Annotated in this window: 13 protein-coding genes; 6 read left to right on the top strand and 7 right to left on the bottom strand. The window is 70.1% G+C overall.

All coding sequences use genetic code 11. From position 1 onward, the window contains the following. Positions 1-123: 123 nt before the first annotated feature. The 5 genes from ACSMXV_RS26920 to ACSMXV_RS26900 all read right to left on the bottom strand — a co-directional run bounded on the left by ACSMXV_RS26920 (position 124) and on the right by ACSMXV_RS26900 (position 3968). Complete coding sequence (locus ACSMXV_RS26920) at positions 124-588, bottom strand: ATP-binding protein (protein ID WP_473173809.1); 465 nt, start codon at positions 586-588, stop codon at positions 124-126. A gap of 196 nt (positions 589-784) precedes the next feature. Next, entirely contained in the window at positions 785-1198 is a 414-nt protein-coding gene (locus ACSMXV_RS26915; RefSeq protein WP_473173808.1) for a (deoxy)nucleoside triphosphate pyrophosphohydrolase, read from the bottom strand. Positions 1199-1297: 99 nt separating this feature from the next. Next, positions 1298-1504: an SPOR domain-containing protein gene (locus tag ACSMXV_RS26910; protein ID WP_181655277.1), complete on the bottom strand. Its 207-nt coding sequence runs from the start codon at positions 1502-1504 to the stop codon at positions 1298-1300. 255 nt (positions 1505-1759) lie between these two features. Further along, positions 1760-2512 (bottom strand): GntR family transcriptional regulator, encoded by a 753-nt coding sequence (locus tag ACSMXV_RS26905; protein WP_473173807.1) that lies wholly within the window; start codon positions 2510-2512, stop codon positions 1760-1762. 172 nt (positions 2513-2684) lie between these two features. Then, positions 2685-3968, bottom strand: a complete 1284-nt coding sequence (locus ACSMXV_RS26900; protein WP_473173806.1) for a DUF4190 domain-containing protein — start codon at positions 3966-3968, stop codon at positions 2685-2687. Between the two features lie 211 nt (positions 3969-4179). Here ACSMXV_RS26900 and ACSMXV_RS26895 point away from each other — a divergent pair, with 211 nt between their 5' ends. From ACSMXV_RS26895 to ACSMXV_RS26870, 6 genes are all read left to right on the top strand, one after another. Then, positions 4180-5295: a pyridoxal-phosphate dependent enzyme gene (locus ACSMXV_RS26895; protein WP_473173805.1), complete on the top strand. Its 1116-nt coding sequence runs from the start codon at positions 4180-4182 to the stop codon at positions 5293-5295. Between the two features lie 95 nt (positions 5296-5390). Continuing rightward, the gene (locus ACSMXV_RS26890) at positions 5391-8012 is read left to right on the top strand and encodes a glycosyl hydrolase family 65 domain-containing protein (protein ID WP_473173804.1); all 2622 of its coding nucleotides are present in this window, start codon (positions 5391-5393) and stop codon (positions 8010-8012) included. 472 nt (positions 8013-8484) lie between these two features. Continuing rightward, on the top strand, positions 8485-8766 hold the full coding sequence (locus ACSMXV_RS26885) for a hypothetical protein (RefSeq protein ID WP_473173803.1): 282 nt from the start codon (positions 8485-8487) through the stop codon (positions 8764-8766). Then, complete coding sequence (locus ACSMXV_RS26880; RefSeq protein ID WP_473173802.1) at positions 8763-9731, top strand: glycosyltransferase family 2 protein; 969 nt, start codon at positions 8763-8765, stop codon at positions 9729-9731. The genes ACSMXV_RS26885 and ACSMXV_RS26880 overlap by 4 nt, the downstream gene beginning before the upstream one ends. Further along, on the top strand, positions 9728-11131 hold the full coding sequence (locus tag ACSMXV_RS26875) for a polysialyltransferase family glycosyltransferase (RefSeq protein WP_473173801.1): 1404 nt from the start codon (positions 9728-9730) through the stop codon (positions 11129-11131). Before ACSMXV_RS26880 ends, ACSMXV_RS26875 begins: the two co-directional genes overlap by 4 nt. Then, the gene (locus ACSMXV_RS26870) at positions 11128-13176 is read left to right on the top strand and encodes an arabinofuranosyltransferase (protein ID WP_473173800.1); all 2049 of its coding nucleotides are present in this window, start codon (positions 11128-11130) and stop codon (positions 13174-13176) included. The genes ACSMXV_RS26875 and ACSMXV_RS26870 overlap by 4 nt, the downstream gene beginning before the upstream one ends. Here ACSMXV_RS26870 and ACSMXV_RS26865 read toward each other — a convergent pair. Continuing rightward, complete coding sequence (locus tag ACSMXV_RS26865; protein WP_473173799.1) at positions 13121-13636, bottom strand: hypothetical protein; 516 nt, start codon at positions 13634-13636, stop codon at positions 13121-13123. The two genes, ACSMXV_RS26870 and ACSMXV_RS26865, sit on opposite strands and share 56 nt — an antisense overlap. Before the next feature lie 243 nt (positions 13637-13879). Beyond that, entirely contained in the window at positions 13880-14209 is a 330-nt protein-coding gene (locus ACSMXV_RS26860; protein ID WP_473173798.1) for a helix-turn-helix domain-containing protein, read from the bottom strand. Positions 14210-14421 lie beyond the last annotated feature (212 nt).

The following is a 14421-nucleotide window of genomic DNA, read 5'->3' as shown; positions in this document are numbered from 1 at the left end:
CGACGATTTTTGGTCCGTAACGTCCGGACGGGTTTGAACCTGTTCGATCCGCCCGACCAGCCCAGAACGCCCTGACCAGCTCTACTGTCTCCTCACCGTCTTCTCACCGGCTTGACCGGTGCACTAACCCGGCAGCGGCAGTTCGAACCACACCGTCTTGCCGCGTTCGCCACGCCGCGTGCCCCAGCGGCGCGCCGTGCGCGCCACCAGCTGGAGTCCGCGGCCCCCCTCGTCGTCGGGTGCGGCGGGGCGCGTGTGCGGCGGATCCGGAAGCGGGTCGGAGACCTCGACGAGCAGGGCACCGATCGACGCGAGCCGCACCAGTCGCACGCCTATGGGACCGGAGGCGTAGCGCAGGGAATTGGTCACCAGCTCGCTGACGAGCAGGGCGGCGATGTCACCGAGCGGGTCGAGTCCCCAGTCGGCCAGCCGTTTGCGGACGAGGGCCCGGGCGGTGCGTACGGCGCCGGGCTGCGCAGGGAAGGTCCACTCGGCGCAGTCGCCGTCGGAGTCGTCGCTCACGCCGACCACTTCCAAGACGAACTGGGGCGACGAGGGATTGCCGTCCGGTTCCGTGGGGCCGTTCATGGGGGTTCACCCACCCCATACCCGGTACCTCTGGCGCATTACCACGTACGGGGCATCCCCGCCGAGATGCCCCGGCAAGCGTGCGCCGCGTCTTCTGTACGGCGTCCATACGGCGGTGGTTTCCGGCGATTCGGCGCTGCAGGGCGACGGGGCGATCGGCCGGGATTCCGGTGGGACTCTCCCGCCGGGAGCCGCGTCAGGCGCCCGGAGATCGCTGGGCCGCGTGGCGCCGCGTCGTCTCCTTGACCGCGGGGACGTCCGCGTCCAGCCAGGTCACGTCCCAGATCTCGTCGGGGCCGAGCCAGCGAAGTTCGTCGTGATCCTGGAGGGCTTCCGGCTCCCCGGAGACCAGGCGCGCGGTCCACACCTGCAGCGCGTACCCCGGCTTCAGCGGCCACTCGCCGGGCACGCGCGCCACCGCCTCCGCCTCGACACCCAGCTCCTCGCGCAGTTCACGCACGAGCGCCTGCTCGGGAAGCTCGCCGGGCTCGACCTTGCCGCCCGGCAGTTCCCAGCGGCCGGCCAGTTCGGGGGGCGCACTACGGCGCGCGGCCAGCAAGCGTCCCCGGTCATACAGGGCGGCGCCGACCACCACGATCCGTTCGCTCATGCGCCGGAGCCTACGGGAGCCGGCAGTGCGCGTTCATGTGGGCTGCCTACACGGCAGGAACGACCAGGTGGCGGTCAGCGCATACCGTTCCGGTCGCGGTCAGCGCATACCGTTCTGGTCGCGGTCCGACACGCCGTTCTGGCCGATCCGCTCGACCCAGTAGAGCTGCTTGTGCCCGCGGCCGTCGAGACTGTCGGCGATCTTCTGTGCCTCCGCCCTGGTCGCGTACCTGCCCACGCGATAGCGGTTGCCGTTGTCGTCCTGGCGTATGACGAGCCATGGGAGTGTCGCCATGCTGTCGTTCATCGCGCCCCTCCTCCTCTTCTCGCCACCGCCACCTGCCCTGCCCCGCTCTCTAAGGAAACCGCAATCCGCATATGCCTGAGCCTACGCCCGACCTTCACGCAGCGGATACGGGTTTTCACAAAGAGATACGCAACCAGCCACAGTCGAAGGGCATCGGAGCAGGTGGCAAAACATGAGAAGGGGCGCATCCCGCAGGATGCGCCCCTTCTCACGCCCCCTCTCAGTCGGGCGGAACGGCCCGGACCGAGGCCCCTCTCACTTCACCGGCAGGTGATACGCGATGCGGTACCGGTCGGCGGGCACGACGAGATCGGCGGTTTCGACCGGTCGCCCCGATGCGAAGTACGTCCGCTGGATGACGATCACGACATGGCCGGGGACCCCGCCGAGCGCCTGGAGCTCCTCCGCCAGCCCCGGGCGCGCGCCGACCTCCTCCGTCACGTTGTCCACGACCAGATCGATCGCCGCCATGCGCTCGGCCACTCCCATGCCGCCGAGTGGCCCCTCTTCGGGGAGCATGACCGGCGTGCGCCCCGTGAGGGCGAGGGGCTCCCAGGACGTGGAGAGCATCATCGCCTCGCCCGCGTCCCGGAAGACGTACTTCGTGCACATCACGCGGTCGCCGGAAGCGACCGCGAGGCGCTCGGCGATCGCGGCGCTCGCCTCCGCCTGCGCGCTTTGGGACTCCCAGGTGCCGCGCGCCGCGGTGTCGGCCTGCTCCTGGCGGAAGGGGCTGGCGCCGCTCGGCGGCCGGAATCCGGAGCGGGCGATACGGCGGGGCACGGGCCGCTCGCGCACATAGGTGCCGGATCCCGAGCGGCCCTCGACGAGCCCTTCGGCCATCAGCACCTTGCGAGCCTCGAGCGCCACAGTGTCCGAGACGCCGTACTCCTCACGGATCCGGGCCTGCGACGGCAGCCGGGTGTGCGGCGGCAGCGAGCCGTTGACGATCTTCTTTCTCAGATCGCCCGCGACGCGCAGATAGGCCGGCTGCTCACCGAAGGTCACGTGCCACTCCCCTCAGATTGACAGACAGCAACAGCCTGGCAACCGTCGGTTGTTGGCCGCAACCAAGGGCCAAAGAATTACTCACTGTGATGTCCTGCGTTTTACGCAGGAGCTTTCCGGGCCGCCTCCGGAGCGCAGCGATCAGGACGAGACTTCCGTGTCGCGTGCGCGCTCACACCTCGGCGCCGGTTTCCGTGCCGCTCCCGCCCGGCGCCTCATCGCTCAGCGTCGTTTCAAGCCCCAGAGCCTTGCGCACTGCAATCGCCTTCTCGTGGCCGAGGAGCTTGTCCCCGGCCACGTAATGCACGTAGAAGGTGTCCGCGTCGGTGGCGCGGGCGGCCAGGGCCCAGTGCTTCCGGGCCGCCTCGATGTCGCGCAGGAGCGCGGCGACCTGTTTGTCCGCCGTGGCCGGCCAGTCGTGCGAGCGCAGCCCGCGCGCCTCGTCGGCGAGCGCCGACGACACCCGGCCCGCCCATCGCTTGTGGCCGGGCAGATCGTCGTCGACGTACTCCTCCTCGGGCGCCGAGGCGTACGCGGCGTTCAGGACGTTGGCCGCCTTCAGATAGGCGACCTGGTCGTCGTCGAGGGTCGTCTCGTCGCGGCGCAGCGAGCCCCTCAGGATGCCGCCCTCGTTCATGCTGCCGAAGAAGCAGGTGATCTCGCGGTCGCCGAGCCCCCAGCTCTCGCGGGTGGGCGTGAAGTAGTAGACGTCGACGTCGTCCGGCATCGCCCAGGTGTCCATCACGTAGGAGTCCTGGAGCGCGTAGCACTTCTCGTCGGCGACCTCGGTGATCCGGCTGTCGCCGGGGTACGTTCCGCCGGTCATCCGGAAGGTCGCGAAAACCTCGCCGTCGTGCCCGCCCGGGCACGGCACCTTGTCCACGTCGTACGCCGTGCCTTCGAGCGAGTCGCCGAGCGAGTCGAAGCACTGGCCCTTGTCGAGCGAGAACGTGCCGCCGTTCTCGCTCGACTCCCGGGCGGCGTCGCGGAATCCGTCGGCGAAGTCGCTCGCGGCGCCTGTGACGAGGGAGAGGACCAGCAGCACCACGCCGAGCCCGGACATGGCCATCCCGGCGACGGCCATGCCCTTGCCGCGCTCGCCCCTCTTTTCGATCTGCGCCAGCGCGACGAGGCCTAGGACCAGGCCGACGGCGGGCAGGAAGCAGAGGATGCCGAGCACGAGGGCCGCGATGGCGAGCCCGTTGACGGGCGGCTGGCCGGGCGGTGGGGCGGGCGCGAAGTACGGCGGCTGCGGCCAGGGCTGGTACGGGGGCAGGGGCTGGGCGGCCAGGGGAGGCTGGGCGCCGACTGGAGGCTGGGGCCCCATGGGCGGGGTGGGGGGGGACGGGGGCTCGCCGTACGGGGGCTCGCCGTACGGGTTCTGGCCCGGAGGGGCGTAAGGGTTCTGTGGCGGCTGCTGAGGGCCGCCGGGGCGGGGCGGCGGCGGTATGTCCACGAGTTGCTTGCTCCTCTGCCAGAACACGGAGCACGTGCGTGCAGAACGTGCGTACGACTTGGCGCATCGTAGGGGCAGCGGGCCCCTGGGGTGGAGCGCGGGCGCCGCGATGGATCCCGGCTCGTGGGCGGCCGGGTGGTTGCGGACCGATTGCCAGGGGCGCGGTCGCCATGACACAACGTCAACAAACAGCACAATCTAGCCTGATTCCATGACGCCACTGCCGGACTCCTTCTGCCCGACCGACGGCACGCGCGTGCCCGCGGGGTCGCTCGCCTGGTGTTGCCCGCTCTGCCGCGGCCCTCTCGACCTGGACTTCTCGCCCACGCCCGCGCCGCTGAAATCGCTGATCGGGCGCGTGAATTCGCTGTGGCGGTACGCCGAGGTGCTGCCGCTGGCCACGCCCTCGGTCTCCCTCGGCGAGGGCCGGACGCCGCTTGTGGCCCTGAAGGACGGTATTTCGGCGAAACTCGACTATCTGATGCCGACCCTGTCGTTCAAGGACCGCGGCGCCGTCATGCTCGCAGAACTGGCGCTCCAGCTGCGGCCGTCGCGGATCATCGCCGACAGCAGCGGCAACGCGGGCACGGCGATCGCGGCGTACTGCGCCCGCGCCGCGCTGCCCTGCACGGTGTACGTCCCGTTCGGTACGTCGTCGAAGAAGCTGGAGCAGATCGGTGCGCACGGCGCGCGCGTGGAGGTCGTCCGCGGCGGACGTGAGGCGACGGCGGCGGTGGCACGCGAGGCGGCCGACGACCCGGACGCGTTCTATGCGAGCCACGCCTACAACCCGTACTTCCTGCACGGCACCAAGACCTATGTCCACGAGCTGTGGGAAGACCTCGGCGGGCGGCTGCCCCAGGTCCTTGTGGTGCCCGCAGGCAACGGCACGCTGCTGCTGGGCGCCTTCCTCGCAGTCGCCGAGCTGTACGGCGCCGGGCTGCTCGACCGGCGTCCCGCGCTGTGGGCGGTGCAGGCCGCGGCGGTCGCCCCGCTCGCCGCGGCCTGGCGTGCGGACGCCGACGATCTCGTGGAGGAGACCCCGGCCGCCGACACCCTCGCCGAAGGCATCGCGATTCCGCGGCCGCCGCGGGCGCGGCAGATCCTGCGTGCCGTAAGGGACTTGGGCGGTACGTTCCTGACGGTCACGGAGGACCAGATCCGGCACGCACAGCTCGATCTGGCGTCGCGGGGGCTCTATGTGGAGTCGACGGCCGCCGCGTGCTGGGCCGCGGTACGGGAGGGGGCGCTCGGGGACCGTACGGCGGTGGTGCCGCTGTGCGGGGCAGGCCTGAAGTCGGGGCTCGCGGCCTCGTCCGGGGCGTGAGGGGCGGGGTCCGCCACCGGAGCCGGTCCCCCGTCCGAGGGACACCCGCGTGCCGTGCGCCGGGCGGTGGCACGGCACCGGCGCATCGTCGGGGGGTGAACGTCTCGCGTACCCACCCGCTCATCGCCTCGTTCGCCGCGGCCGCCCTGATCCTGCCGCATCCCGCCGCGCACGCCGAGGGCCCGCGTCCCGTCGGCGTCTGCGAACCCTCGTCCGGCTGGGCGCCCACGACGCACCGGATCGATCCGGAGGACAAGTACCACGCGTACGTGGGCAACGGATATCTCGGCGCCCGTGTACCGCCCGCCGGCGCCGGATACGCGGCGACGGGCGAGAAGACCGGATGGCCGCTGTACACACCGCGTTACGACGGCGCGTTCGTCACCGGACTGTACGGCCGCGGTCCGGCGAACACCGAGGGCCGGGAGGCGATCGCCGCCCTGCCCGCCTGGACGGGCCTGGACGTCACCGCGGGCGATGAGACGTACGGCCCCGGCAGCCGTGTCTCGAACTACCGGCAGACGCTGTTCCTGCGCTGCGGTTTCGTCCGCACGGCGGTCACCTGGACCGCGGCCGACGGCCGCCGCACGGACCTGGTGTACGACGTACTGACGGACCGGACCGCCGCGCACACCGCAGCCGTACGGCTGCGGCTGACGCCGCACTGGGACGGCGAGGCGACGGTCACCGACCGGATCGACGGGCGCGGCGCCCGGCGCATCGCCCAGACGGGCGGCGGCGCGGCCGGGGAGCGCACCATGGACGTCGCCTTCCGCACGGACGGCACGGGCGTGGACGGCGCCGTGGCCTCGACGCTGCGAGCGCCGGGAGAGTTCCGCCGGGCCGGTGGCGCACGGGAGTTGAGCGCCGCGCAGTCCGCCACCTTCGCCGTCCGCAGCGGAAGGACGTACGACGTCTCGAAGTACGTCGGGGTGGACACCGCGCTCACCTCCCGCTCCCCGCGCGCGGCCGCGCAGAGGGCCTCGCAACTGGCCGCCCGGCGCGGCTGGCCCGCCCTGTTCGCCGCCCACACCGCCGCATGGCGCCGCCTGTGGTCGTCGTCCATCGAGGTGCCGGGGCGGCCGGACATCCAGCTCTGGGTGCGTTCCGCGCAGTACGGGCTGCTGTCCGGCACGCGCCGCGGCGCCCGCGACAGCATCGCGCCCACCGGCCTGACCAGCGACAACTACGCGGGCATGGTGTTCTGGGACGCCGAGACGTGGATGTTCCCCGCGCTGCTGGCCATGCGCCCCGAACTCGCCCGGACCGTCCTGGAGTACCGGTACAGGACGCGCGCTGCCGCCGCTCAGAATGCCGCCCGCACCTCCGTCAAGGGCCTGTTCTACCCGTGGACCAGCGCGAGCCGCGGCGCGCTGTACTCGGAGTGCCAGAGCTGGGACCCGCCGCACTGCCTCACCCAGAACCACCTCCAGGGCGACATCGCGCTGGCCGCCTGGCAGTACTACCTGGCCACGGGCGACCGCGGGTGGCTGCGCTCGCGCGGCTGGCCGCTGCTGCGCGGCCTCGCGGAGTACTGGACGTCCCGCGTGACGGCGAACAGCGACGGCAGCTACTCGGTCAAGAACGTGGCAGGCCCCGACGAGTACAGCAACGGCGTCGACGACGCCGTCTACACCAACGCCGTGGCCACCACCGCCCTGCGCAACGCCACGCGCGCGTCCGCCCTCGTCGGCGCCACCGCCCCGCCCGCCTGGACGAGGATCGCCGACGGCATGCGGATCCCGTACGACGCGGGCCGCAAGGTCTTCCTGCAGTACGACGGCTATGCGGGGTCGCAGATCAAGCAGGCGGACACGGTGCTGCTGATGTACCCGCTGGAGTGGCCCATGCCGGACGGCGCCGCGGCCGCCACGCTCGACTACTACACCGAGCGGACCGACCCGGACGGCCCCGCGATGACGGACTCCGTCCACGCGATCGACGCCGCGGCGATCGGTGAGCCGGGCTGCGCGGCGTACACCTTCCTGCAGCGCGCCTACCGGCCCTTCGCGCGCGGTCCGTTCGCGCTCTTCTCGGAGGCCCGCGGCGACAAGGCGGGTGCGGGCGACCCGCTCGCGGGCTCGCCCGCACAGGACTTCCTCACCGGCAAGGGCGGTTTCCTGCAGGTCTTCACCCACGGCCTGACGGGCCTGCGCCTCCGCGAGAACACGGTCCGTCTGGACCCGACGCTGCCGCCCCAACTCGAGGACGGTGTGCGGCTGTCGGGGCTGCGCTGGCAGGGGCGTACGTACGACATCGCCATCGGACCGGAGGAGACGACGGTACAGCTGGTGTCCGGCGAGCCGTTCACCGTCGAGTCGCCGCAGGGGCGCGTGACGGTGAGCGAGGGCTTCCCCGCCCGTCTCAAGACCCGCCGCCCTGACCTGGAGCCGACGGCGAACACGGCCCGCTGCCGCCCGGCGACGGCGACCTCCGAGGAACCCGGCCTGTACGCGGCGGCGGCCGTCGACGGCAACGCCGCGACGTACTGGCGCCCCGAGGACCCCGGCGCCTCCCTGACCGTCGAGCTCGCCCGCACGGCACCGCTCTCCGAGATCCAGGTGACGGGCACGCGCGCGTACACGACGCAGACGTCGACGGACGGGGCGCACTGGCAGGCGCCCGAGCCGGGGGCCGCCGCACGGTACGTACGCGTCACGCTGACCGGAGACGAGGAGGACGAGCCGGGGGAGGTACGGGAGTTGAGCGTGCGGTGACGGGCGGGGCGGTTCGCTGCGGCAGCCTGCGAGCGCCGGCCGGTCCGCCCCGCCGGTCGCGTCAGTCGTCGAAGGCCGTGGCCCGACTGCGCAGGGCGGTAGGACAGGGCCATCGGACCTCCGGGCGGCCGGTCGGCGAGCGGCTTTCAAGGAGCCCGTACCGGCCTCCTGTCCGGAACGCCATGTCCGAGGAGTCCTGTCAGCCCACGGCCGATGGCGCAGGCGGATGAACATCGGATGAATCCGGATGAACTTCGCATTAAGGCCGACAACCCGGGTGAAACCTGTCGCGTTGGCCACGTGAACGCACTGGCCGTCCCCCAAGGAGTGCCATGTCATCCGCCCTGGCCGCGATCCCCGCCCGCGGCGGGCTCCAGGGCGTTCCCGGCAAGAACCTTGCTCCGTGGGCGGAGTTCCGCTCGTGGTCCGGGCAGCACCCAGGTCGCGACTCCTCCCTTGGAAGGAACCCCTTGTGACGAACCCCCCACCCAGCCCTCGCATGCCCGGAAGCCGCTCTGCAGACCCGGGTCAGTCCGCTGGCATCACCTGCGAGATCGACATCAACCACAACAGCGCCTCAGAAGAAGCGTCCCAGCCAGAAGAAACGTTTCCTCAGATCGACGTGGCCCCCGAGGGCGGCTGCGTCGCGGCCAAGAAGGTCCACGACTGGGAGTCCGGCCGGCCGAAGAAGCTCCGCCGCGTCCCCGAACAGCCCGAACAGCCCGAACAGCCCGCAGAAACGGTACTGCTGTGAAGCTGACCTCCGTCATCGCCTGCTACAACGTCGCGCCGTACCTGCCCGACTGCATCGCGACCCTGAAGCGCAACGCAGGTACGGACATCGAATTCGTCTTCGTCGACGACAACTCGACGGACGACACCCCCAGGCTGCTGGAGGAAGCGGTGCACGCGCTTCCCAACAGCACCCTCATCCGGCACTCGGAGAACCGTGGCGTGTCCGCCACTCGCAACTCGGGCACCGCGCGGGCCGGCGGTGAGTACATCACGTACCTGGACGGAGACGACTGGCTCGCCCCCGGGTACTACCCGAGGCTCGCCGCGGCCGCGGCAGACCTCGGCACCGACTTCATCAAGGTCGACCACATCAGGGTCACAGGGACACGGCGCACCCTGTGCCGGGCCCCCGAGCACCGCCGACGTCAGGTCCTGCACCCTCTTGACGGTGTCGCCATCGAGCAGCGCGAGACCATGATCGACTATCCGAACACCTGGTCCGGCGTATACAGCCGCCGACTCGTCGACTCCGGACTCCTCACGTTCGACCCGGCACTGCGCACGTGCGAAGACCGGCACTGGACCTGGCGGCTTCACATGAACGCCACGTCGTACGCCGTGGTCGGACTTGACGGACTGCGCTACCGCAGAGACGTGCGTACGTCCCTGACCCGAGCGGTCGACGACCGGCAGCTGGACTTCCTGCCCGCCTTCGAGAACGTGATCAACGAGGTGGCATCGCATCCGATGAGCGAGCACCTGCTGCCCAAGGCCATCCGCTCGTTCCTCGGCATCGTGCACCACCACATCGAGCAGGTCTCCGGCTACCAGCGATCCACGGCCCGGCGCTTCTGCCGTCGTTACCGGCAGTTCGCGGCCACGCTTCCGCAGGACCTTTTCGCGGACGTCATCCACCGCATGGACGAGCGGCGGCGCAATCGTCTGCTGTCGATGTACCGGCCCAAGGGAGGGCGGCGGCCGTGACGGTCCAGATCACCGAAGTGTCCACCGTCTACGGTCTTGCCACCGTGTGCGCGGCCCTTGATGCCGGCCTCCTGGCCTCATCCGGTCCCGTGCGTCGCGTCCTGGTGACCTCGACGAACACCGCCGTGCCCGAGGCCACTCCCAGCTGGGAGGAGCGTCTCGGATTCGCCGTCCTGCGCAAGCGGTTCGACGAGGTGGTCTCCTGGAACGACGCCATTCATCCCAACCACCCGTGGGACTGGTCTCCCCGCCCCTGCGACATCCCGCTCCTGCAGCGGGTCCTGAGCAGCAGCTGGGGGATCGGTCCCGAGGAGCCGGTCTCACTGGTCGTCGAGTCCATCCAGACCTCACCCGGCCAGGCGCTTGCCAGGGTGTTCAGCGACAGCCCCATCCATGTCTATGCCGACGGCCTGATGGCATACGGCCCTCTGCGCAGCCGCATCCCGCACCAGGTTCTGCAGCGGATCGAGGATCTCGTACACCCCGACCTCGTGCCGGGCCTGCGCCCGCTGGTCCTGGACGAGGCTGCCTTCGGCCACCGCACGCCGGCCCATCGGGCCATCCCGCACGACGCGCTGCGGTCGGTGTTCGCCGAGCTGGCACGCACTCGGGAAGCGGCGGACGTCGTCGCGCCACTGCGTGGGGGTGAAGCACCCGCGGTCATTCTCGGCCAGTATCTGTCCGCTGCCGGAATCATCAGCGCCCAGGAGGAGGACAGGCTCCATCTCAGGATGCTGCGTCAGGCCGCGGAGGCAGGGCACCGGCATGTGGTGTTCAAGGCACATCCGAGTGCCCCCGGGACACAGACAGAGGCGCTGTGCAAGTCCGCGGCGGACCTCGGGGTCGAGTTCCGCTCCACGACGGCGCCCGTACCTGCCGAAGTGCTCTTCCAGGAAGTCCGGCCCAGCGCGGTCATCGGCTGCTTCTCCACAGGGCTGTTCACCGCACGGACCCTCTATGGAATCCCGGCCTTCCGAGTCGGGACCGAAACCGTGCTGAGCAGTCTCAGGCCCTACTCGAACAGCAACCGCATCCCTCTTGCGATCGCGTACGCCGGGCTGTCCTCACCCTCCCTCCCCCAGCGCGACAAGGACCGGGGAGGTGCCCCCGTCGGCGGTGACGACCCCGGGCCCCTGGTCAAGACCCTGACGTACTGCATGCACCCTCAGGCGTATCCCCAACTCCGTCGCGACGCAGAGCAGTTCCTCGCCCAGCACAAGGGCAGTGCCGTGGTCCGGAGGAACTTCGGCCTGGGCCGGCTGACCCGTCTTCGGCTTCCCGGCGGGCTGCCCATCGGTCCGCTCGGCGATCGACTGCTCACCTCACACCGCTTGAGCCCCGCGCTGCGCCGGGCTTGGCGCTCGTACCGGAATCTCCGCCGGAGGGTCCCCCTCTCATGACCACTCTGCAAAAGCTCCGTCCACCGGTGTCGACCGCTCAGCGGCCGCCCGCGGGGCGCCCCACCGCCCCCCGGACGTTCCAGCTCACCTTCACTCGGTTTGTCATCGAGGCCGTTGCCGGGGCCGCCATCGCGGTCGCCGTCAGCCTGCTGCTTCAGTTCGCGGTGCTGCGGTTGTCCATCCCCGAGCCGTCACTGCTGCCGACCGTTCTCGCATCGCTCTGCTCGGCGACACTGGTGGCGGTGGTGACGGTCCTGGCTACCAGTCTCCGGGCCTCGGCCGCACTTCCCTGGGCCGGGTACGCGGCCGTGTCAGCCCTCCCCACGCTTCTCCTGGCCGTTCCGTTGCACGGGACGCGGTGGTTTCTGGGAGGACTGGCCTCCGACAACCAGTTCCGCATCGCGTACGTGACGCGGTTCGTCTCGTCGCCCCACCTGGCCGACTTCGCCTACCAAGGCGTCCCGCCGCTGTACCCGCCCGGTTGGTTCTGGGCCGCCGGGCGCACCGCGGCTCTCCTCGGGATCGACGGGTGGGCCGTCTTCAAACCGCTGAGCATTCTCTCCACCGCCTTGGCCGCGGCCGTGGCACTCTCCCTGTGGAGGCTGCTGGTCACCGCCCGGCTCGCCATGCTCCTCGCCGGCGCCACCAGCGTGTGCGCATTCGTCGAACCGTCGCTCGGCGTCCGGGAGCCCTACGCCTGGCTGGTGGGGGCCGCGCTGCCGCCCTTGACAGTGATCGCGTACCGGGTGCTGGGCGACGACCGGACTCGATGGCGGGCGCTCGCGTCCCTTGGGGCCTCACTCGGGCTCGCCGTCCTGTGCTACACCATGCTGGCCGCGTTCTGGGCCTTCTGCCTGCTTGTTCTCGTCGGAATCCGCTTCGCGCGGCACCCCGGGTGCGGCGCAACCCTTCTCCTCCGTACCGCCGTTGTCGCAGGTGTGGCGGCGCCGGCGGGCTGTGTCGTGCTGCTCCCCTACTGGCTCGCGTCCCTGCCCCTCGGATCACCGTCGACCACGGCTCTGAAGTTCATCCCGTACCAGCAGATCACCTATCTGCTGCCGATGACCTCGCTGGACCCGCCGGCTGTTCTGTGTCTGACGGGAACTGCCTGGCTGCTCCTGCGCGCCCGTAAGCACGCGGTCGCCGGTGGGCTGCTCTGTCTCGTGTGCTGCTGCTACGCGTGGTCGGTGCTGTCCCAGCTGGCCATCGCCGCGGGAACCACCCTGCTGTCGTTCCGCGTTCACCCGGTACTGCTCTCCGACCTCTACTGCGCGGGGATCCTTGCCGTCGGGGAACTGCTGGTCGCCGTACGCCGAAGGCCGCAGGTGTCGTGGCGGGCGTCCCTTCCCGTCTTCGCCGGCCTGGCGGCCGTCCTCGCCGTCTCCACCCTCCAACACGCGCATGCCGCTCTGACCAGGGAAGTCGATCTGGCATACCGCCAGAGCTACCCGCTCAGTGACGGCTCACGTCCCGCCCGGACCACCCGTGTCCCAGATCCAGGCAGGACGGACGAGTGGCTGGCACCGCTTGCCGAAGCCATCGAAAAGGCCACCGGGAAGCAACCCGAGGAACTCGTCGTACTGACCGATGTCCACCGTCTTACGTCCGTGCGTCCCTACTGGTCCTACCTCACCAGCACTCCGGGTTACTCCAACCCTCTGGGCCGCCATGAGGAGCGGAACGAAGAGGTGAAGCGCTGGCTGAGGGCCCGTGACGCACAGTCGTTCACCCTGGCCATGACATCAGGCGCGTTCCGCCCGCCGGATGTCTTCGTCCTCACGCGTGTGCCGGGAGGATTCAACCTCACGCTGACCCATCACCATTTCCCCCGAGTCCCGACCACGAGCTCCGAACGCATCACGATCCCGGCTCACTTCTTCGATGAGTCCTCATTCACACGCCAGGACGTGGGACCGTACACCGTTCTCACCGCACCGCATTCAGCGGCAGCGCCGATTCCTCGGCGGGGCGTTCTCGCGGGTTCTGTACTTAGCCTGACGGAATTGTCACGACCGTCACCTGTCCATCCATTAGGCATTCGATGAGCACCGAACCGCCAAGCGGGTGGATCCAGAAGTGCGGCCCGGCGTCCAGGATGTCCCGCGCGTGTCGCACCGCGACATCCGCAGGCATGGTCACGGCCGGCATCAGGTAGTTGCCCCACATGACGGCGATCCGCTCACCCCGCTGTACGTACGAGGAGAGCAGCTCCGCCGCCATCCTCGTCCAGTGCTCCTCATCGTCCCACCAGAGGCGGTCTTCGAACGGAGTGGATTCGAAGTCGATCACGTCGCCGGTGGCAGCCGGAAATCTGCTCAGCGTCGCTGCCGCCAGTGCGCGGTTCTCGGCGAGATCCAGCTTCACCACCTGCCGGCCGTCATCGTCACGGGGGTCGTTCATGAAGTCCGGAAGGTATTCCGGATGACTCCCATAAGAACTACCGCCGGTCATACGTTCCGCCTCAACCACGTCGAAATGCTCCCGCCAGGGAACCTTATCGCCCATTTTCGAACCGCCGCACCCTTGCCCGTCATCACATTAGTGCTGGCCGATTCTGTCGTCGGTATCCAGGCGGAACGACCTGTATTCCCCACCGCTGATCGCGATGAACCCGGTATCCCTGCCGAAGGTGTCGACCGCGGAGTCCATCGTCCCTTGCCGACGCTGCCACGAACCGGTGTCGATGGGCCCCACGATGCCCAGGGCCGGGACTGTCTGAGGGACAAGACACTCCCCGATCTCGGCCTTTCACGCCACCTTGACCGCGTGCGGGCCGATGGACACGGTCACATCGACACGGCCGCCGAGGGCAGCCGCGTACGCCCGCAGCGTCTCCAGTTCCATCGCCTCGATGTCGCCGTTCTCGATCTGCGAGATGCGGGACTGCGACACCCCGACCAGCGCGGCGACCTCCGCCTGCGTCTTGCCGACAAGCTTGCGCAGTTCCCGCAGGTGGTAGCCAGCGACCTGAGCGTCCAGCCGGGCATCGGCGCGCTCACGCAGTTCCGGATCGTCCATCCGCGGATTACGGCGGTGCGCCTCCGCCTTCACGTCCTGCCAACGACGTGCCGGGCTCATCGTGCGTCTCCCTTCGTCTGCCGATCCTGCTGCGCGCTCTTCTCCTCGCGATAAGCCGCGTAGCGCTTCTCGGCCAGCGGAATGGCCTCGTCGTACCACTGCGACCACCTGCCGGCCTTGTCTCCGCCACCAGGAGCGCAGCTCCGTGCGTCCCCTCGACCCCGGCCGTAACTCCTTCAGGTTCGCCAGGCTGGCTGCTCCCGCACAGCGTA

It is taken from the genome of Streptomyces sp. DSM 42067 (assembly GCF_055792885.1).
Note: the sequence above shows the minus strand (reverse complement) of the source record. Positions and strands in the feature narration are given on the sequence as shown.